General features: G+C 31.0%; 19 protein-coding genes. 11 read left to right on the top strand and 8 right to left on the bottom strand.

Going from position 1 to position 20,050, the window contains the following annotated elements; all coding sequences use genetic code 11:
- The 8 genes from RCH18_RS06490 to RCH18_RS06455 all read left to right on the top strand — a co-directional run.
- Window positions 1–270, top strand: a 270-nt coding sequence (locus RCH18_RS06490; protein ID WP_326935937.1) for a four helix bundle protein, incomplete at its 5' end; no start/stop codon positions are given.
- Window positions 271–344: 74 nt separating this feature from the next.
- On the top strand, window positions 345–614 hold the full coding sequence (locus tag RCH18_RS06485; RefSeq protein ID WP_326935936.1) for a four helix bundle protein: 270 nt from the start codon (window positions 345–347) through the stop codon (window positions 612–614).
- 122 nt (window positions 615–736) lie between these two features.
- Window positions 737–1,492 carry an imidazole glycerol phosphate synthase subunit HisF gene (hisF, locus tag RCH18_RS06480; RefSeq protein ID WP_326935935.1) on the top strand — a complete coding sequence of 252 codons (756 nt, stop codon included), beginning with the start codon at window positions 737–739 and terminating at the stop codon, window positions 1,490–1,492.
- 46 nt (window positions 1,493–1,538) lie between these two features.
- Window positions 1,539–2,138: a bifunctional phosphoribosyl-AMP cyclohydrolase/phosphoribosyl-ATP diphosphatase HisIE gene (gene hisIE, locus RCH18_RS06475; protein WP_326935934.1), complete on the top strand. Its 600-nt coding sequence runs from the start codon at window positions 1,539–1,541 to the stop codon at window positions 2,136–2,138.
- Window positions 2,139–2,270: 132 nt separating this feature from the next.
- Window positions 2,271–3,401, top strand: coding sequence for an alpha/beta hydrolase (locus tag RCH18_RS06470; protein WP_326935933.1), 1,131 nt, complete (start codon window positions 2,271–2,273; stop codon window positions 3,399–3,401).
- A gap of 53 nt (window positions 3,402–3,454) precedes the next feature.
- The gene (locus RCH18_RS06465) at window positions 3,455–4,888 is read left to right on the top strand and encodes a leucyl aminopeptidase family protein (protein WP_326935932.1); all 1,434 of its coding nucleotides are present in this window, start codon (window positions 3,455–3,457) and stop codon (window positions 4,886–4,888) included.
- A gap of 3 nt (window positions 4,889–4,891) precedes the next feature.
- Window positions 4,892–6,106: an ATP-grasp domain-containing protein gene (locus RCH18_RS06460; RefSeq protein ID WP_326935931.1), complete on the top strand. Its 1,215-nt coding sequence runs from the start codon at window positions 4,892–4,894 to the stop codon at window positions 6,104–6,106.
- Window positions 6,107–6,326: 220 nt separating this feature from the next.
- Window positions 6,327–8,099, top strand: coding sequence for a MutS-related protein (locus RCH18_RS06455; protein ID WP_442788148.1), 1,773 nt, complete (start codon window positions 6,327–6,329; stop codon window positions 8,097–8,099).
- Between the two features lie 245 nt (window positions 8,100–8,344).
- Here the strand turns inward: RCH18_RS06455 and RCH18_RS06450 are convergent, their stop codons facing one another.
- From RCH18_RS06450 to RCH18_RS06420, 7 genes are all read right to left on the bottom strand, one after another.
- On the bottom strand, window positions 8,345–9,277 hold the full coding sequence (locus tag RCH18_RS06450; protein WP_326935929.1) for a transglutaminase: 933 nt from the start codon (window positions 9,275–9,277) through the stop codon (window positions 8,345–8,347).
- Window positions 9,278–9,299: 22 nt separating this feature from the next.
- Window positions 9,300–10,151: a substrate-binding domain-containing protein gene (locus RCH18_RS06445; RefSeq protein ID WP_326935928.1), complete on the bottom strand. Its 852-nt coding sequence runs from the start codon at window positions 10,149–10,151 to the stop codon at window positions 9,300–9,302.
- Window positions 10,148–10,678 (bottom strand): GNAT family N-acetyltransferase, encoded by a 531-nt coding sequence (locus RCH18_RS06440; RefSeq protein WP_326935927.1) that lies wholly within the window; start codon window positions 10,676–10,678, stop codon window positions 10,148–10,150. Before RCH18_RS06440 ends, RCH18_RS06445 begins: the two co-directional genes overlap by 4 nt.
- A gap of 80 nt (window positions 10,679–10,758) precedes the next feature.
- Window positions 10,759–11,883 (bottom strand): SDR family oxidoreductase, encoded by a 1,125-nt coding sequence (locus RCH18_RS06435; protein ID WP_326935926.1) that lies wholly within the window; start codon window positions 11,881–11,883, stop codon window positions 10,759–10,761.
- Between the two features lie 92 nt (window positions 11,884–11,975).
- On the bottom strand, window positions 11,976–12,845 hold the full coding sequence (locus tag RCH18_RS06430) for a nucleoside phosphorylase (RefSeq protein WP_326935925.1): 870 nt from the start codon (window positions 12,843–12,845) through the stop codon (window positions 11,976–11,978).
- 139 nt (window positions 12,846–12,984) lie between these two features.
- The gene (locus RCH18_RS06425; protein WP_326935924.1) at window positions 12,985–13,314 is read right to left on the bottom strand and encodes a translation initiation factor; all 330 of its coding nucleotides are present in this window, start codon (window positions 13,312–13,314) and stop codon (window positions 12,985–12,987) included.
- 158 nt (window positions 13,315–13,472) lie between these two features.
- The gene (locus RCH18_RS06420; RefSeq protein ID WP_326935923.1) at window positions 13,473–14,423 is read right to left on the bottom strand and encodes an isopenicillin N synthase family dioxygenase; all 951 of its coding nucleotides are present in this window, start codon (window positions 14,421–14,423) and stop codon (window positions 13,473–13,475) included.
- Between the two features lie 174 nt (window positions 14,424–14,597).
- On the opposite strand from RCH18_RS06420, the gene RCH18_RS06415 reads away from it, so the two are divergent.
- The gene (locus tag RCH18_RS06415) at window positions 14,598–16,574 is read left to right on the top strand and encodes an alpha-ketoacid dehydrogenase subunit alpha/beta (RefSeq protein WP_326935922.1); all 1,977 of its coding nucleotides are present in this window, start codon (window positions 14,598–14,600) and stop codon (window positions 16,572–16,574) included.
- Between the two features lie 315 nt (window positions 16,575–16,889).
- Window positions 16,890–17,069, top strand: coding sequence for a hypothetical protein (locus tag RCH18_RS06410; protein ID WP_326935921.1), 180 nt, complete (start codon window positions 16,890–16,892; stop codon window positions 17,067–17,069).
- Between the two features lie 79 nt (window positions 17,070–17,148).
- On the opposite strand, the gene RCH18_RS06405 is transcribed toward RCH18_RS06410, so the two are convergent.
- The gene (locus RCH18_RS06405) at window positions 17,149–18,693 is read right to left on the bottom strand and encodes a hypothetical protein (RefSeq protein ID WP_326935920.1); all 1,545 of its coding nucleotides are present in this window, start codon (window positions 18,691–18,693) and stop codon (window positions 17,149–17,151) included.
- 155 nt (window positions 18,694–18,848) lie between these two features.
- Between RCH18_RS06405 and RCH18_RS06400 the strand changes: the two genes are divergently transcribed.
- Entirely contained in the window at window positions 18,849–20,024 is a 1,176-nt protein-coding gene (locus tag RCH18_RS06400) for a 2-isopropylmalate synthase (protein WP_326935919.1), read from the top strand.
- Window positions 20,025–20,050: the final 26 nt, after the last annotated feature.

Here is a 20,050-nt window from a genome sequence, read left to right as displayed (position 1 = left end):
GTAATGAGTAAACAAGTTTTACGTTCAGGTACTTCGGTTGGAGCTAACATTCGTGAGGCAAAAAATGCAGAAAGTAAAGCTGATTTTATTCATAAGATGGGAATCTCACAAAAAGAGGCCGACGAAACCTTGTACTGGTTGGAACTCTTACAGGCAAGAAATTATCTTTCTTATGAAGAATTTGAAAGTTTAAACAATGATGGTATTGAAGTTTTAAAATTGATAAAGAGTATTATCATTACTGCTAAAAATAATCAAAAAAAAACTTAATCCTTAATCCTTACTAATTAATCCTTATTAAGTCATAAGTCATAAGGATTAATAATAGATTTTAAATTGTAAAGATGAGTGAAGACATTATTAAAATAAAAAGTTTTTTATTTGCTATTCGAATAGTAAATTTATACAAAACGTTAATTTCTAGAAGTGAATATGTAATGAGTAAACAAGTTTTACGTTCAGGTACTTCGGTTGGAGCTAACATTCGTGAGGCAAAAAATGCAGAAAGTAAAGCTGATTTTATTCATAAGATGGGAATCTCACAAAAAGAGGCAGACGAAACCTTGTACTGGTTAGAACTCTTACAGGCAACAAATTATCTTTCTTATGAATAATTTGAAAGTTTAAACAATGATGGTATTGAAGTTTTAAAATTGATAAAGAGTATTAGCATGTCTTCTATAAATAATCAAAAAAAACTTAATCCTTAATCCTTACTAATTAATACTTAATTAACATGTTAACAAAAAGAATAATACCTTGCCTTGATATAAAAAATGGACGAACCGTAAAAGGTGTCAATTTTGTAGATTTACGTGACGCTGGAGATCCCGTGGAATTAGCCAAAATTTATTCGGATGAAGGAGCCGATGAATTGGTTTTCTTAGATATTTCAGCAACTGAAGAAAGAAGGAAAACATTGGTCGATTTGGTTCGGAAAGTGGCTTCTACTATAAATATTCCTTTTACTGTTGGTGGTGGAATTTCTTCTGTTGAAGATGTCGAAATTTTATTGCAAAATGGAGCTGATAAAGTTTCTATTAATTCGTCTGCTGTTAAAAACCCGCAGTTAATCAATGATTTAGCACAAAAATTTGGAAGTCAATGTGTCGTAGTCGCTATTGATGCTAAGCAAATTGACGGCCAATGGATTGTTCATTTAGTAGGTGGAAAAGTGCCAACAGCGTATAATTTATTTGAATGGGCAAAAGAAGTTGAGCAACGTGGTGCTGGGGAAATCTTATTTACCTCAATGGATCATGACGGCACTAAAAACGGATTTGCGAATGAAGCTTTGGCAAAATTATCTGAATTAGTTAATATTCCAATAATTGCTTCTGGTGGAGCAGGGACTATAGAGCATTTTGTTGATGCTTTTAAGGATGGAAAAGCTGATGCAGCCTTGGCAGCAAGCGTATTTCACTTTAAAGAAATCGAAATTAAAACGTTAAAAAAAGAACTAAAAAAAAATAATATTGAAGTTAGAATTTAGTCTTGTACATTAAGACTTTCGACTTTAAAAACTTTAGACTACAAAGATGAATATAGATTTTTCAAAAAATACAGATGGATTAATTCCTGCAATCATTCAAGACAGTGAAACTAAAAATGTTTTGATGTTGGGTTACATGAATGCAGAGGCATACGCAAAAACTGTAGAAACTAATAAAGTAACTTTTTACAGTAGATCAAAAAAACGACTTTGGACAAAAGGAGAAGAAAGCGGCAACTTTTTAAATTTAATAGACCTTAAAAATGACTGTGATAATGATACCTTATTAATCCAAGTAAAGCCAGAAGGACCAACATGTCATAAAGGATCTGACACTTGTTGGGCACAAGAAAACAAAATCGATTACGGTTTTATTTCAAAGTTAGAAAATACGATTAAAACTCGTAGAGAAAACGCTGATTCTGAAAAAAGTTATGTTGCTTCGCTTTTTCAATTAGGGATAAATAAAATTGCACAAAAAGTAGGTGAAGAGGCTATTGAGGTGGTTATAGAGGCCAAAGATGATAATGATGATTTGTTTTTAAGTGAAAGTGCTGATTTACTTTTTCACTATTTAATTTTATTGCAAGCCAAAGGATTTCAGATTGAAGACGTGGTGAAAGTTTTGAAAAGTCGCCAAAAATAAAATAGGTTTTAAATGCAAATTTTTTAAATCCAATAGCAATTACAATTGTTTATTGGATTTTTTTTCTTTTAAATCAAAAAACAATCCACTATATTTACTTTTTATATAAAATATTAGATTATCATTTAGGTTATGAATTTAGACAATTCCATTTTGAATCAAGAAATAAATAGTAAAACATTAAAGGCAAGTTTGTTTATAAATATGACTACTGATGATGATGATTCTCGGCCTGTTTATATATCAGGTAACTTCAATAATTGGCGTACACAGGACAAAGAATTTATGATGGAGAAAATAGGGAATAGTTTGTATCACTATAAATTTTCACTTGAGTTTGATTATCCAGAAGAATTGTTATATAAGTTTACAAAAGGTGACTGGAGTGATGTAGAAATTGATAAAGAAGGTAATCGTACTGATAATAGATCGACTAAAGTTCATTCAGGAATACAAAAAGAACATGTTGCGCGATGGAGGAAGAATTGGTTACCATTCAAGCAAAATTATTTGCCTCAAGTTCTTCTAATTTCCGATGAATTTGAGATTCCGCAATTAAATAAAACAAGAAAAATTTGGGCTTTATTACCACATGATTATGATAATTCTAGCGAAAGTTATCCTGTTATGTATTTACAAGATGCTCAAAATTTATTTAATGAGTCGGCAGAATTTGGCAATTGGGAAATTGATAAAAAACTGGCTGTAATGTCTGAATATAAGATTGGAAAAATAATAGTTATTGCAGTTGAGCACGCAGAAGTAGATCGAATAAAGGAATATAATGTAGGTAAAACCATTTTAGGAAAAGGACAGGGAAAAAAATACATTCGTTTTGTAACTGACACTTTAAAGCCATTTGTCGATAAGAATTTTCGAACTAAAAAGGAAAAAGAATTTACGGGAATAGGAGGGAGCTCAATGGGTGGATTGGTAAGTATATTTAGCGGTCTTAGAAATCCAGAAGTTTTTGGTAAACTAATGATTTTTTCACCTTCACTATGGGTAGTTCCAGAATTAAAAATTAATGCTAAAAAAGCAAATGTTTCTGATTCAAAAATCTATTTGTACGCAGGCGGAGAAGAAAGCAAAAATTTAGTCACTGAGGTTCAAAAATTTCAACAGGATTTACTTTCAAGTAAATTTATTACAGATGAAAATCAGATCAATTTAAGTTACAATAGGAAAGGGAAACACACAGAAACATACTGGAGTGATGAATTTCCAAAAGCTATTGAATGGTTGTTCTTTCAAACAAAATAATCAAATTATTAAAAAACCACTGCTAACTTAAAGTTCAGTATAAAAAATTATAAATGAAAATAAATACACTCTCTAACTTAAACCACTTTTCCGGTACAGTTTTAATTCCTGTATTTGAAACAGATGCTTCAAATAACCATATAAATAGTTACAATGATATAGAAATTTCGACTAAACTTTTTTCGGCAAAAAAGGATTCTCATTATATTATTGAGAAAAACAACAATATTTATATCTATATTGGTTTAGGAAAAACAATTGAATATAAAGCACTGAAAACTATTTTTCGTCGTATCTCATCTAAACAAAAAGAACATTTTGGAAATAATTTAGCGTTGTTATTGACTGATAATTTTGAAGACAATCATGTTGAAGCAATGATTTCTGGTTTGCTATTAGGAACCTATAATTTAGGTCATTTTAAGGTGGATAGAAAATTGCACCCATTTTTAGATTCTGATTTTGATTTCAATATAGTTTCAGCAAAAGATCATCAGTCTATAGCAAAGAAAGCACTGAAAATAGCAAAAGCACAACTTAGTGTATATGAGTTGGTAGATCTACCTCCAAATACAGTAACCCCTAAATATTTATCAGCTTGGGCTAAAGACACCGGCTCAAAATATGGATTTCAAGTTGAGATTTTAGGGTATGAAGCGTCAAAGATAGCCGGCTTAGGAGCTTTTTTAGCGGTAGGAAAAGGAAGTGAGAATGAACCTCAGTTTATCATAATGAAGTACACTCCCAAAGTGGTAGCTCAATCAATGAAGCATATTGGTTTAGTGGGTAAAGGAATTACTTTTGATACTGGTGGACTCAATATTAAAACAGCTGGAATGCTGCACATGAAATGTGATATGGCAGGTGGAGGAGCTGTTTTTGGAGCAATGCAACTTATAGCTGACTTACAATTACCTGTACAAGTTACCGCGATAGTTCCTTGTGCAGAGAATTCAGTGGATGCCAAATCATTTCTGCCAAGTGATGTGATCAATAGTTACGGCGGTCATTCAATTGAAATTATTGATACAGATGCTGAAGGTCGTCTCATATTAGCTGACGGATTATCTTATTTAATTAAAAATTTCAAACCAGAATATATAGTAGATATTGCAACGTTAACTGGAAGTAGTGTGGCAACTTTAGGTTTTGAATGTGGCGCTTTGTTTACCAATAATATAGAAATGTCCCAGAAATTACAACAAAGCGGAGATGCAATAGGAGAGCGTCTTTGGCCATTACCTCTTTGGGATGCATACAAATCAGATATTGAGAGCGATATTGCCGATGTAAAAAATTATAGTGGCAAACCTGTTGCTGGAGCAATTAGTGCAGCTAAATTTTTAGAATACTTTACACAAGAACATACTGCATGGGCACATCTTGATATTGCTGGTGTCGCATTTGGCGATGATGAATTTGCAAAAAGTAAACACGCAACCGCCTATGGCGTTCATTTATTAACTAAATTCATTGAAAATTTATAACCTATGGAAAACTCAAAAACCTTTCTTTGCATTTCAAATTTCTTTAAGGGTGCCGATTTTTTAATTCAGTTAAAAGAGCTGGGCAACAAAGTTTATTTAGTAACGAGCGATAAATTAAAGGAAGAAGCTTGGCCACATCAGCATATTGATGAAATTTTCTATATGGAAGGGCAAGATTTCGACTGGAATTTAGAACATCTTTTACTGGGAGTTGGTAATTTTATGAAAGCTACCAATATCGATGCAATTGTGGCACTCGATGATTATGATGTAGAAAAAGCAACTTATCTGCGAGAAAATCTAAGGATAAGCGGAATGGGTCAAACCACAGGACGTTACTTTAGAGATAAGTTAGCGATGCGTATGAGAGCTAAAAGTTGTGGTATTCCAATTCCCGCTTTCTGTTCTTTATTTAATGATCATGACATCAATACTTTTGCAGATACGATTGATGCACCGTGGGTCTTTAAACCACGATCAGAAGCATCAGCTACTGGAATTATAAAAGTACATGATAAAGAAAGCTTATGGATTCAAATCCACGAAATGGGAAACAATCGATTTAAATATTTAATCGAGCAATTTAGACCTGGCGATGTTTATCACTGTGACAGTTTAATTTTTGAAAGTAAAGTGTTGTTTAGTTTAACTTCAAAATATTTAGCTACACCAATGGAAATCTCACAAGGTGGCGGCGTATTTCGTTCAGCCAACATTGAATATAATTCAGAAGATGATAAGGTAATTAAAAAGGTAAATGAGCAAGTTTTGAAAGGTTTTGGATTAAAACACGGTGCGGCTCACACTGAATTTATAAAATGTAAAGAAACGGGAAAAATTTATTTTTTAGAAACCTCCTCAAGAGTTGGAGGAGCACATCTGGCCGAAATGGTCGCCGAAGCTTCAAATATAAATCTATGGAGAGAGTGGGCTACTATTGAAGATTGCTTAACTAAAGGTACCAAATATTCGTTGCCAAAAGTAAAAAAAGGCTATGGTGGTATTGTGTTGACATTATCTAAATTTCAGCACCCTGATTTATCATCGTTTTCAGATCCTGAAGTTTCTTTCAAAGTTCCTTTAGATTATCATGCGGGGCTTGTTGTTAAATCTGCTAAAAGAGAAAGAGTTTTAGAACTTTTAGAAGATTATGGTAACCGCTTAAAAACTGATTTTACTGCTGTGGTGCCGCAAGCTAAATTAACTGAACTACACTGATATTAACTATTGAAAAGGCTACTATAAACTTAAATTATGGTAGCCTTTAAATTATAAAATCTGTATAGAAACAAAAATTATAATGGCATAAATACAATGTTTTCTAAATAAATAATAACAAATAGCAATCATCAATTTTTAAAAACAATTGATTCAAATTAACAATAAAAATATTCTACAAATACATTTTAGTTACATTTGCAAATCATCGCAATTATCAATGGAAATCTACAAAACGAAGGAAAATAATTTTCAGCTTTATTTAAACAAAATAAATAAAAAGTACAATAGAGTTAGCTTATTAAGGCTTTCATCAATTGTATTTTTTTTTATTGCTATTTATTATTATTTAAAAACTAATGAATTATTATATGTTATTATAGCTGTACTTCTCTTTAGTTTATTTATTTTTTTAATGCGAGTTCATTCTAAATTACTATTTAATAAACAATTCAATCAAGCGTTAGTTCAAATTAATCAAGATGAAATTACCTATTTAAATCGAAAAAATATTCCATTTGAAAACGGGCAAGAATTCAATGATTTTAATCATTCTTACGCTTATGATTTAGATATTTTTGGTGACTACTCCTTGTTTCAGAATATAAATAGAACAGCCACATTTATAGGGAAAAAAGTATTGGCAGAAAAGATGCTTAAGCTTTCGCCTAATAATGAAATCGAGCTAAATCAAGAAGCTGTTAAAGAACTTAGTAAAAAATTAGATTGGCGTCAAGAATTTTTGGCTTTCGCCAAAATAAGTGATGACAATCAATCAAAATATCAAACCTTATTAAAGTGGAGCGTCTTTAACAGTACTCCTGTAGCTAAATTTACTGTTTTTATCTCTTATATTTCGCCTATCGTATTTGTATTATTATTGATGGGCTATATAATAACAGCAAATACTACTTTTGCTTCTGTTCTATCTTATTTATTTGTTCTAAATCTTATTATTTTAGGTCGCTTTATGAAAAGAATTCAGTTAGAAATAGCCAATTCTTCGAATATTGATAAGACAATAAAACAATATAGTTTGCTTCTTAAAGAAATTGAAGAGGAAAAATTTGAGTCAGAAAAATTAATTTCACTTCAACAAAGATTGACTTTCAAAAAGGAAAACGCTAGTGTACATTTAAAGCAATTATCGGCTTTATTTTCGAATATGGATACTATTGGAAATCTAGTTACAGCTATTTTATTTAATGGTACTTTTTTATATAATTTACATGTATTTAAATCGCTAATTCAATGGAAAAGTGATCATGCCCAAGCTTTGCAAGAGTGGCTTGAAATAATAGGTGAGTTTGAAATGTTAAACAGCTTGGCTAATATGGCTTATAACAATCCTGATTTTGTTTATCCATCATTAAATACAAATTTTGAAATAGCATTTTCTAATTTAGGTCATCCTATGTTAAATAAGGAAACGAGGATAGGAAATGATGTTAGTTTTTATCCTGAGTCATTCATGATTTTGACTGGTTCGAATATGTCTGGGAAAAGTACATTTCTGAGGACTTTAGGAATTAATATGGTATTAACAGGAATGGGTTCAGCTGTTTGCGCAAGCCAAGCTACTGTTCATCCATTACCAATACTAGTTTCCATGCGTTTATCAGATTCATTGTCTGATAGTGAATCTTATTTCTATGCTGAAATTAAAAGGTTAAAACTGATAATGGACGAGCTTAAAATGAAGCCTGCGTTTGTTTTATTAGATGAGATTTTGCGAGGTACAAATTCTGATGATAAAAGAGTGGGTACGATAGAAGTAGTAAAAAAAATCATTGCTAAAAAAGCAATAGGAGCAATTGCAACACATGATATTGAAGTATGTTTAACTACTAATGATTATTCAGATATTTTAATAAATAAATGTTTTGAAGTAGAAATAGTTAACAATGACTTGTATTTTGATTATAAATTAAGAGATGGTATTTGCAAAAATAGAAGTGCTACTTTTTTGATGAAAAAAATGGAGGTGATTTAAATTGGATTTTGTTATTGTAAGATTTTAGAAGAAAATAATGTCTTTGTTTTGAAACATATAAGTCATATCAGTTTTTGCTATAATTTTTAGTTTGGTCAAGAAAAAATTAGATTGAATTAAACTTGTGTTTTTGTTAAATTAAGGCCATATAAGTTACGTAACGACAAGAGTTGAAAGCAAAAAAAATTCATAGATAGAGGTTAAACGCAAAAAATAATTAATACTTTAATTAGAAAATTATCTTGTCAATCTAAAGTCAATGCACCTAAAATTTCTTCGGATAAAAATGGACCACCAGGATATCTTGCAGTATAATCTAAATTCATCCAAATTTGACCGCGTTCATCAACGTGATAAAAAAGTTTCTTATTATGACTTTCCATAGGAAATAATACATTTTTTATTAGAAAGTTTACGTTATCTAAATCGCTTTGCGAACCTATCAATATCTCAGGATAGATATGACCCTTAGTATGAATCAGTCGGGGAGTGCCGCCAATAGAACGTACACTTGCAGCCATTAAGATGGAATGATCATCACAATCTCCAGAAAAATAAAGTAAAGACTCTGTGGCTGTTGCTATATAATCACCACCTTTTGGATCACTTACATAATTCCATCGGCTATTAATCTCTTTAAAAACTGCGAAACATTGTATAATAGTCCTGTATTCAGAATAGCCTTTTATATCTTTAAAATGTTCTGATGTAGCCTTGACAGCAAAATTTCTAATGCGAGGATTTTGATATTCGATTGCGTTTATAATCTTAGATTTATTAGGAAACGGCAGCAACTTAGCAATTATGATATCTTGCGGATATGGATTATAAGACATTGTGTACATCATTGAATTATAATCTTCAAAAACGCTATTAAAACCATAATTTCCAATGGTTGAACCATATAATAACACTAAAAGATAGATGATAATACATACAATTATAATCGTTCTAAGTAATCGAAGTACAACTTGTATAACTACTACCATAACCAGAAAAAGTATGATTCGATCAATATTTAAAAACCAGTTTGGATTAATTAAATTTTGATGTAGTATGATAAAAAGCGGAATAGCAATTAAAATATTTAAAACAAAAATAATAACATCGTCCCAAGGTTTTTTGACTTGAAACTTATGCTTAAGAATTTTAAAATCGATGTTTTTAATTTTTATCATACTTGAAAATAAAAACAGTTTTCTAAACCGTTTTTACAATATCCTCAAAAGTACCTTTTTTATCTATAATTTTGAGTTCAAGAAGTTGATTTTGAACTTTGTTTAACACTATCTCAGACAATTGATTTTGCGACCAGTTTGTAAGTTCGAGCCACTCTTGAATATCTTTGGTCTTTTGATTAAATTTTAAGGCAAGAGTTTGATCAATATTCACAATATTTTTAAAATCTATAGTTTGTCTATTGATTACTTTTAAAATAGTAGCAATCATCTCAGGCTCATTATCTAATATTTCATTCCGAACAGCAATTACAAAACACGGCCATGGTGTGGGACAATCTGCAATTTTTCTAAAAGTACCATTATCAACTAGTGGTTTAGTCATAAAACGCTCCCACATGAAATAATCAGCAGTACCGCTTGTTAAAGCTTGCACGGCACCATCAAGAGTATTGACAATCTCAAATTTTAGATTATCAGTTTGCCAACCTTGATTATCAGCATTTACATACGCCATCAATTGCGATCCAGAACCCAAACGAGAAATAGCAATTTTTTTATTTTCTAAATCTTCAATTGTATTATAACGGGAATCTACTGATACATGTATTCCCCATATTAATGGGCTTTCCACATATAATTGCACAATTTTGCTATCATTCCCAGCAATAATATCTTTTACAATTCCTTCAGTTAGTATAACAGCAATATCTGTCTCTGCAGTTCGTAACATAGTACACATTTTACCCGTGCCTTCAGGAATATTAGACCATTGTAGATCAATATTTTCCTTTTCGAATTCACCATTTTCAATGGCTAGTTGCCAAGGTAAATTAAAGTGTTCTGGAACTCCAACTATCTTTATTGTTTTCATTTTCTATTAGGATTATTTAGTTCGTACCAATTCCACAAAATATCATCTTCTAAATATTGATTGGTGATTTTCAGTCCGATTTTTTGTAAAATTGCATTTGACGCTTGATTAGCTTGATGAACAGCAGCTTCTACTACTTTAAGCTTCATGATATTAAATGCGTAATCAATCCATGGAAAACTGGCTTCACTTGCGAACCCTTTTCCCCAGTAATTTTCATTTAATCGATAACCAATATCATAAAAATTAACTTTATTATTGATCATTTCAGTATTATATTTTAAACCACACCAGCCAATCACCATACTATTTTCCTTTAAAATAATAGCAAATCGACCAATATTATAATCCATATATTGTTTTCTTACGGAATTAATATAGGATTGGGTTTGAGCAATATCTGTTAAAGGTTTATTCCATAAATATTGATGCACATGTGGATTGCGATCCATTTCAAATAAAGCTTTCGCATCTGATAGTAATATCTCACGAAGTATCAGGCGGTCCGTTTCTAAAAGTAGATCCATTTTACAATATTTTATAAATAAATGCAGTAATCTATGTAATGTTCAAGAATATTTATTCCAGAAATAATTCTAAAACGATATTATACGTTTATATCTTTAAAATTATTATTCTTAGCAAAACGAATCATATCAGTTAAAGCTTGATCATCCAAAACAGGTATTTCCAAAATTGTTTGTAATAAAGTAGTATCATATTCATTAGCTCTAGAAGTGAAATAAGGATTTAAATGCTTTCCAATACTTTCGTAATATAATTTTTCGATGGTGTTTTGATATATAAAATTTAAAGGTTTTTTAATCGATGTAAAATTAGTGTAACCTACTTCTTTCATAATCAATTGCAATCCTTCCATCATGTTAAAACTTCTATTGTGAACAATATTAAGTTGTTCTATATCATTTCTTTCAAATATTTTCACAATCACTTTAGCAACATAATCAACAGGAATAATATTTAAAACCGTATCCTCATAAACTATAAAACGCACATTTTCTTGCTCTCCTTTTCGCTGTGACGTAAAGTAAAAGAATTTTGCCAATAAATAAAAAACCATATATTTTGAAATAAAATTTGGGTTTTCAGTATCTAACATTTTTCCACCAATAACGCTTGGCCTTAAAATTTGAAAAGGCAAATTCACTTTTTTACATTCTTTTGCGATAAAAAGCTCTGAGTCATACTTAGCATTTTCATAAGCATTGCGGTGATCAGGACTAAATCCTAAAGTATGGAAATCATTTTCTATTAATCCTTTTCTATTTCCAGATGAAAAAGCGGTACCGATATAGATGAACTTTTTTATATAAGGTTGAAATAGTGTAAAGAGTGACTTAGTAATAGTAGTGTTCTCCTCATAAATTTTACTTCGTTGCGTTTCATCAGTAGATAAATTTACGAATCCCGCAGAATGTATAAAATAGGCTCCTTCTATTTTAGTTGAAAAAGTGGCTTGAATGTCAGCGAGATCAACATCAATTATTTCCAAGTATTGATGTAAATAGTGTATGCCTTTTTCTCTTATAATTTTGGGAGTATAATAACTTGATAAAAGCTCATCTATTCTGTCTAAAGCTGATTTTTTTCCTTTATTTCGAGCAATAATAAACAGTTTTCCATCATTATTAGATTTAATAAAGAGCTCTAAAATTTCATACATAATATGAGATCCTAAAACTCCTGTTGCGCCAGTAAGTATTATTTTCATTATCTTTTTTTCTAAAAAACAAATGTAGTTTTAAAAAAGAATAAAATCTTTTTTAAAACTACAAATATGAAAGTATCTGAAATTTTTAAATTTTAGCTTATCGCAATTTTATCTAAAGTATAAGCAATCAACTCATCAACTGCTTTGTAAGGATCACTACTAAAAGTTCCTGAAGCACGATTTGCTATTATTGCGTTTAAAGAGAGAGCATTATGTCCTAAAAGTGCCGAAAGTCCATATATCGCTGCCGTTTCCATCTCAAGATTGGTGATGCGATTGCCATCAAAATGAAAATTATTCATTTTAGAATTTAAATTTTCATCTTGAATGTTTAAGCGTAAGACACGCCCTTGCGGTCCATAAAAACCTCCAGCTGTCGCTGTGATTCCTTTATGCATTTTATCGCTTTCGATCATCTTTTCTAGTTTTTCAGAACAAGCAATAACATAAGGCTTCCCTTTTTTCATATCCCAAAGGGTATGTTTCACAAAAGCATCTTCCATTTCTAAATTCGAGACGTCGTCTATCAAGTAGGACCGTAGCATATTATCTAATCCCAATCCAAATTTTGACATTACAAAGCTATCAACTGGAATATCATTGTGCAGCGATCCTGATGTGCCAATTCTAATGATATTTAAAGAAGTCAATTTTTCCTTTGGAATTTTAGTTTCTAAATCGATGTTTACCAATGCATCTAATTCGTTAACTACAATATCAATATTATCTGGACCAATTCCAGTTGACATTACTGTAATTCGTTTGCCTTTGAATGTTCCTGTTTGTGTTTTAAATTCTCTTTTTTGAGTAGAAAATTCAATACTATCAAAAAATTGAGTAATTTTTTCAACACGATTTTGATCTCCCACAAAAATGATGTCGTGAGCAATATTTTCTGGTTTTAAATTCAAATGGTAAACACTACCGTCTGGATTTAATATTAATTCTGATGATTTTATCATACTGTACTTTTATTTTAACACAAAAACGCTTTAATGCGATGTGTCTATTAAATTTAATTGTAAAAACTTTTAGGGAATATTACACTGAAAGCTAAAAATTGTGCACTGATCACTGACTACTGATGACTGATCACTTTTCTTATCCTCCAATACGTTTCACTTTAAAACCTTTCCCCTTTAAAATTTCCATAATCTTATCTCGGTAATCGCCTTGAATTATAATGGAGTCGTCTTTGAATGTTCCACCAACACTCAGTTTTGTTTTGATTTCCTTAGCTAAAATTTTAAAATCTTCATCGGTGCCTTGATAACCTTCAATTATTGTTGTTGCTTTTCCTTTTCGCTTTTCAAATTTGCAAATCATAGGATCTTTTTGAACATATAATTGATGTTCCTCCTTTTGAATAATATCTTCTGGAAGTGGCTCGTGATTAGGGAAAAGGGTTTTTAATTGGTCTTGAAAATCCATCGTATAATTTTAAATTCCAAAAATCCATCATGAAAAATAAATTCCAAATTCCAATAATTTGTGACTTTGAGTACAATTTTTTTTGGAATTTGGAATTTATAATTTGGAATTTTTGATTTATTTTTTTTATTCTCCGCTGAGGCGGGTTTAGGGGGCTTTTATTTTTTAATTAATCCTAAATCAACTAAACGTTCGTATAAATAAGCTCCCGCAGTTATATCTTCAAATTGTTTGGAATTATCGGCATCGATACAATTTTCTAAACAATTTAGTGGCGTATCACTTACTGGATGCATAAAAAACGGAATCGAATAGCGTGAAGTTCCCCATAATTCTCTTGGAGGATTTACCACTTGATGTATCGTTGATTTTAATTTGTTATTAGTATGACGAGATAACATATCGCCCACATTAATAACTAATTCGTCAGGTTCAGCGATAGCGTCTATCCATTCTCCTTCATGTGTTTGCACTTGTAATCCTTTGCCTTGCGCTCCCATCAATAGCGTAATCAAGTTGATGTCTCCATGCGCTGCGGCTCGAATGGCATTTTCAGGTTCTGAGGTAATCGGCGGGTAATGAATAGGTCTCAAAATTGAATTTCCTTCTTTGGCAAAATTGTCAAAATAGAATTCATCTAAACCTAAATGTATAGCCAAAGCTCTCAAAACATAAACACCCGTTTTTTCAAGCATTTGGTATGCTTCCTTTCCTACTGCATTAAAGCGAGGTAATTCGGTAACTTCTACATTTTCAGGATATTCAGATGCGTATTTTGAATCTTGAGAAACGTATTGCCCAAAGTGCCAAAACTCTTTTAAATCTCCTTCTTTTCTTCCCTTAGCATGTTCTGTTCCAAAAGAAACATAGCCTCTTTGTCCACCAATTCCTGGGATTTCATAACCGCGTTTTGTTTCTATTGGTAAAGCGAAAAAATTCCTTATTTCGCTATACAATTCACTAACTAACTGATCTTTTAAAAAATGCCCTTTAAGTGCAACAAAGCCAATATCTTCAAAAGCACTTCCGATTTCATTTACAAATTTTTGTTTACGTGTCGGATCATCCGACAGGAAATCACGCAAGTCAACACTAGGAATGTTTTGCATACTATTAAATATTTTTTTGATAAAAATACAAGGCCAAAAACCTTGCAATCACAAATGTAAAGAATAAATTTAAATCTATATTTAAAATTAAATAAACAACTTAAAAATTTATAACAAATTAAGACCAAACTGTTATATTTTTTTATCTTTGAATCCTATTATAAAAGCAAAATCATGATCTTCGATAGAAAAAATCTCGCTGATAATCAATTATTAGATTTATATAAAAAGTTACTTAAACCAAGACTTGTCGAAGAGAAAATGTTGATTTTAATCCGTCAAGGAAAAGTATCTAAATGGTTTTCGGGAATTGGACAAGAGGCAATTTCTGTGGGAGTTACCGCCGTTTTAGATCAGGATGAATACATCTTACCTATGCATAGAAATTTAGGTGTATTTACAGGAAGAGATATTCCTTTATACCGTCTTTTTTCTCAATGGCAGGGCAAAGCAAATGGTTTTACAAAAGGTCGTGACAGAAGCTTTCACTTTGGAACACAGCAATACAAAATTATAGGAATGATTTCGCATTTAGGCCCTCAATTAGGAGTAGCTGATGGAATTGCGTTAGCAAATAAACTAAAGAAAAACGGTAAAATTACTGCAGTTTTCACTGGAGAAGGTGCAACCAGTGAAGGTGATTTTCATGAAGCGTTGAATATTGCCGCAGTATGGGAATTGCCGGTGATGTTTGTCATAGAAAATAACGGTTATGGTTTGTCAACTCCTACTGATGAACAATACCGATGTAAAAACCTTGCTGATAAAGGAATAGGATACGGAATAGAAAGTCATATAATCGATGGTAATAATATTCTGGAAGTGTTTAACTTATTATCAGAATTAAAAGCTTCGATGATTGAAAAACCGCGGCCTGTTTTACTAGAATTCAAAACATTTAGAATGCGCGGACATGAAGAGGCTAGCGGTACTAAATATGTTCCACAAGAACTTATGGATTTGTGGGCTGCAAAAGATCCAGTAAATAATTATAGAAAATTTTTAAATACTATTGGAATTCTAACAGATGAGTTGGATTTAGTATTAAAAACGGATATTAAAAAAGAAATAGATGAAGCTTTAGCGATTGCTAATGCAGAGCCAGAAATACAGGCGAGCTACAGCGAGGAGTTAAATGATGTTTATAAACCCTACCAATATGAAGAAATTAGTCCATCATTAGAAAATGAAAAGATTCGTTTTATCGATGCTATTTCTAATAGTATGAGGGAATCGATGGTACGTCATCCTAACCTAGTGATTATGGGTCAAGACATTGCTGATTACGGTGGAGCGTTCAAAATTACCGATGGTTTTATGAATCAATTTGGTAAAGAACGTGTTCGAAATACCCCTATTTGTGAAAGTGCGATTGTTTCTGCAGGAATGGGATTATCCATTAATGGTTATAAAGCAATAGTAGAAATGCAGTTTGCTGATTTTGTTTCAACAGGATTTAATCCAATTGTAAATTTATTAGCAAAATCTCATTACCGTTGGTTAGAAAAAGCAGATGTAGTTGTGCGAATGCCTTGTGGAGGAGGAACACAAGCGGGACCTTTTCATTCTCAAACAAATGAAGCTTGGTTTACAAAAACACCAGGTTTAAAGGTGGTTTATCCAGCATTTCCTTATGATGCAAAAGGTTTGTTGAATACTTCTATCAACGATCCAAATCCAGTATTATTTTTTGAACACAAACAATTGTATAGAAGTATTTATCAAGAAGTGCCTAAAAACTATTATACGATTCCATTAGGAAAAGCAGCATTGATAAAAAAAGGAACAGCGGTGACCATTATTTCATTTGGAGCTGCAGTGCACTGGGCTTTAGAAACTTTAGAAAAAAATTCTCAGATATCAGCAGATTTAATTGATTTAAGAACTTTACAACCATTAGATACTGAAACGATCTACACATCGGTAAGGAAAACGGGTCGAGCCATTATTTATCAAGAAGATAGCATCTTTGGTGGTATCGCCAGTGATATTTCAGCATTGATAATGGAAAATTGTTTTAAATATCTTGATGCGCCCGTAAAGCGCGTTGCAAGTTTAGACAGTCCCATTCCATTTACAAAAGCCTTAGAAGATCAATATTTGCCAAAAGCTAGATTTGAAAAAGATCTTAAAGAACTTTTGGCATATTAATATCTAAATAATGTATGGTTATTATGAATATTGAATTCTAGAAATATCCTAAAATCCAGTAAATAATTATAAAGAAAATAATTGTTCCAAAGCATCCGCCACCTAGCTTTTTAGCACCGTAACCCGCTAGTATTGTTTTAAAAAATCCGTTCATGTTTTATAGTTTTTAAGGTTTTTATTTGATAAATTTTTTTATTAACCCCTCTTTAGGGTCGAAATAAATAGCTGTAAAATGTCTTAATGAATGATAAAAATAGAATAATAATTTGGCAATTATATAGCGATACTTTAATTTTGAAATTTAAATTAATAATTATGAAACCGCTTAAGGAAAAGCTGCTGATCAAAGACGCAACTATCAATAAAATTCAATTTGATACAGAATGGTTTTATAAGTTAGATGACATGACGTCTTACTTAAAAGAGGATCTTTCAGCTGTTGAATCTATATTTTTACCTATGATTATTGATGGTCATCAAGAATATGTACAATGAGCAGCATTTGATGATATTATTAGAGGCAGAAAAGATTTATAAAATTAAAAGAGGCACATATAGCGCCTCTTTTATTGTTTTATCTATTACTTAATTTTGCTTTCTCCTTTATAATATCACTTATTTTTTGGTTTTTAATTTTGCTTTCTAACCATGAAATTATATCAAGATAAAGAAACGCTCTTTTCTCGTAAGTATTTTTTTCAAGCTCAATAAAGCGTTCTCTCATTTTAATAAATTCCTTTTTGATATCACTTGGATAAATCGAATTTAGACTCTTTAAAAATTTAATGATTTCTTTTTGTACTTCATGTAAATCATTCATTTTAAGTAAAAATTTATAGGTATTTTTTAAATGATTCTCTAAATAATAATCGTTACCTAGTTCATAATGAGCTATCAAACTTAAAAGTCGAGCAAAACACATTAAATCTTCACGCATCGAAAGATTTTTATTGTTTATGATTTTTTCTAAATAAAATATAGATTCTACATATTTTTCTGTTCCAAAGTAAATGCTTGCTATTTTATAAAAAAACATCATTTCATGATGCTCATCTAAATGGTCACTATGCAGTTTTAGTTTTTGAAGTATTTCAGGAATTAGATATTCACTTTCAGCAAATGTTCCTTCTAAAATATGAAAATTTAATTTATTGTTATAGAGATATAAGAAAGATAATGAGGCAATATTATCATTAATAGGGAATTTAGAATCATTAATCGTTTCTTCTAATTGCACTAAATATTTCTTGAATTTTGATTTGTATTTAAGCATAAATAAAGATTCCAGTAGATAATGATTTCCCTTTAAAAAGAACACGGGATTAAGATAAATCATATTTGGATTTTGATAGAACAAAGTAACCCACTTATAGGCAAATTTATAGCTACCTAAAAAGTCCTGAACTAAAAAATTCCTCCATAGATTTGCGTTGTAAAACCAGTATTTTTCACGAAAACTAAATTTGCTTTGATCCAGTTTAGCAATATGTTTATTAAAGTAATTATCAATATATTTATATTCCTCATCACTTTTTACATAACCAGTCTTTAACATTATACCATATAATTGCAGCGATAGGTTTGATAGTTTACTGGAGATCGTATTTTGATAATTTAACTCCTTAGCTTGTATTACTAACTCATCTGCACGACCTTGAATACTTCTAGTTATATATTGAGATTCTATCAATTTTTCAAATTCCACAATTTCATAAGCCATTAGTTTTTCATCATTTTCCAAGGCTGAAAGTTTAGTTTTATCAAGAATTTTTAAACTTTGTCTATATAAACCCTTATTATATAAAATAGCAGCAAAATCTATTTGTTCCCTAATTTGATAACGCATATTCTGACTTGGAATATTCAAACGAATGCTAACTAATATTTGTTTGTACAAATAGGATTTAAGGTTGGATAGCTGTACTTTTTTGATAATACCATTTTTCAAAATTATCTTTTCATCATAAGCTTCCGATTTATCCAAAATATTAAACAATTCAATAAATTTTGTATTCGAACTAGTTTCTAGTCGGCTTGCAAATATCTTGAATTGTCTTTTTTCTGATTTAGAAAGGGATCTAATTAATACGAATAAAAAATCTTTTTGATGGTTAGCCATTGTAAAATTTAGAAGTGTAAGTATATGATTATAAGTAACTTATAGGTTTAAAAATTACGGTATAAACAGTATAATTGATTAAATTGAGTTTTATAATTTTAGTATGAAAATCTATTTTTGTTAACAAGATGTGAAATTACATTAAATAAATGAAAATGAATAGAGAGAAAGTCCAAATTTTTGACACTACTTTAAGAGACGGCGAACAAGTTCCAGGATGTAAATTAGACACCAGCCAAAAACTTGTTATCGCAAATCGTTTAGATGAAATGGGTGTTGATATCATTGAAGCTGGATTTCCTGTATCGAGTCCAGGTGATTTTTTATCTGTAACTGAAATCAGCAAGATAGTTAAAAATGCAACTGTTTGCGGATTAACTAGAGCTGTTAAAAACGATATTGATGTAGCTGCCGAAGCTTTAAAATATGCTAAAAAACCGCGTATTCATACGGGAATTGGAACGTCTGAGTCACATATTGTTCACAAGCTAAATACTACCAGAGAAGATGTTATAGCCAGAGCAAAATTTGCTGTTTCACATGCCAAGTCGTATGTTGAAGATGTTGAATTTTACGCTGAGGATGCGGGTCGAACAGACAATGAATTTTTGGCTCGAGTCTGTGAGGAGGCTATTAAATCTGGTGCAACAGTGCTTAATATCCCGGACACTACAGGCTATTGCTTACCTGAGGAATATGGCGCAAAAATAAAATTTTTAAAAGAGAATGTAAAAGGAATTGAAAAGGTAATTCTTTCTTGCCACTGTCATAATGATTTAGGTATGGCTACTGCCAATTCTATTTCAGGCGCCGTCAACGGAGCTAGACAAATTGAGTGCACTATTAATGGGATTGGTGAAAGAGCAGGAAACACAGCGCTTGAAGAAGTGGTAATGATCTTTAAGCAGCACCCTTATCTAAATTTATATACAGATATCGATTCTAAACAATTAAATGAAATGAGTCGCTTAGTATCAGAAAGCATGGGAATGATTGTACAGCCTAATAAGGCTATTGTGGGCGCTAATGCTTTTGCACATAGTTCTGGAATTCATCAGGATGGTGTAATTAAAAATAGAGCAACTTATGAAATCATGGATCCTCTGGATGTAGGAGTCAATGAATCTTCAATAGTTTTAACAGCGCGAAGTGGTAGAGCTGCCCTTGCTTACAGAGCTAAAAAAGTGGGTTATGAATTATCAAAAGTACAATTAGACGTTGTATATCTTGAATTTTTGAAATTTGCAGATATTAAGAAAGAAGTTTTAGATGGCGATATTCATCAAATTATTGAAGTTTGCAAAATATATAATGAATTAATAAAAAATTAGAATCCTCACTTTTTCATAGCTGACAT

The sequence above is a fragment of the Flavobacterium sp. PL11 genome (genome assembly GCF_035985025.1).
Taxonomy (GTDB): Bacteria; Bacteroidota; Bacteroidia; order Flavobacteriales; family Flavobacteriaceae; genus Flavobacterium.
The sequence above is the reverse complement of the archived record's forward strand: the minus strand, read 5'-3'. Positions and strand labels throughout refer to the sequence as shown.

Bases quoted from the DNA above. Each gene is read 5' to 3' on its own strand.
- RCH18_RS06485 (WP_326935936.1), top strand. From the start codon at position 345: ATGAGTGAAGACATTATTAAAATAAAAAGTTTTTTATTTGCTATTCGA.
- hisF (WP_326935935.1), top strand. From the start codon at position 737: ATGTTAACAAAAAGAATAATACCTTGCCTTGATATAAAAAATGGACGA.
- hisIE (WP_326935934.1), top strand. From the start codon at position 1,539: ATGAATATAGATTTTTCAAAAAATACAGATGGATTAATTCCTGCAATC.
- RCH18_RS06470 (WP_326935933.1), top strand. From the start codon at position 2,271: ATGAATTTAGACAATTCCATTTTGAATCAAGAAATAAATAGTAAAACA.
- RCH18_RS06465 (WP_326935932.1), top strand. From the start codon at position 3,455: ATGAAAATAAATACACTCTCTAACTTAAACCACTTTTCCGGTACAGTT.
- RCH18_RS06460 (WP_326935931.1), top strand. From the start codon at position 4,892: ATGGAAAACTCAAAAACCTTTCTTTGCATTTCAAATTTCTTTAAGGGT.
- RCH18_RS06455 (WP_442788148.1), top strand. From the start codon at position 6,327: ATGGAAATCTACAAAACGAAGGAAAATAATTTTCAGCTTTATTTAAAC.
- RCH18_RS06450 (WP_326935929.1), bottom strand. From the start codon at position 9,277: ATGATAAAAATTAAAAACATCGATTTTAAAATTCTTAAGCATAAGTTT.
- RCH18_RS06445 (WP_326935928.1), bottom strand. From the start codon at position 10,151: ATGAAAACAATAAAGATAGTTGGAGTTCCAGAACACTTTAATTTACCT.
- RCH18_RS06440 (WP_326935927.1), bottom strand. From the start codon at position 10,678: ATGGATCTACTTTTAGAAACGGACCGCCTGATACTTCGTGAGATATTA.
- RCH18_RS06435 (WP_326935926.1), bottom strand. From the start codon at position 11,883: ATGAAAATAATACTTACTGGCGCAACAGGAGTTTTAGGATCTCATATT.
- RCH18_RS06430 (WP_326935925.1), bottom strand. From the start codon at position 12,845: ATGATAAAATCATCAGAATTAATATTAAATCCAGACGGTAGTGTTTAC.
- RCH18_RS06425 (WP_326935924.1), bottom strand. From the start codon at position 13,314: ATGGATTTTCAAGACCAATTAAAAACCCTTTTCCCTAATCACGAGCCA.
- RCH18_RS06420 (WP_326935923.1), bottom strand. From the start codon at position 14,423: ATGCAAAACATTCCTAGTGTTGACTTGCGTGATTTCCTGTCGGATGAT.
- RCH18_RS06415 (WP_326935922.1), top strand. From the start codon at position 14,598: ATGATCTTCGATAGAAAAAATCTCGCTGATAATCAATTATTAGATTTA.
- RCH18_RS06410 (WP_326935921.1), top strand. From the start codon at position 16,890: ATGAAACCGCTTAAGGAAAAGCTGCTGATCAAAGACGCAACTATCAAT.
- RCH18_RS06405 (WP_326935920.1), bottom strand. From the start codon at position 18,693: ATGGCTAACCATCAAAAAGATTTTTTATTCGTATTAATTAGATCCCTT.
- RCH18_RS06400 (WP_326935919.1), top strand. From the start codon at position 18,849: ATGAATAGAGAGAAAGTCCAAATTTTTGACACTACTTTAAGAGACGGC.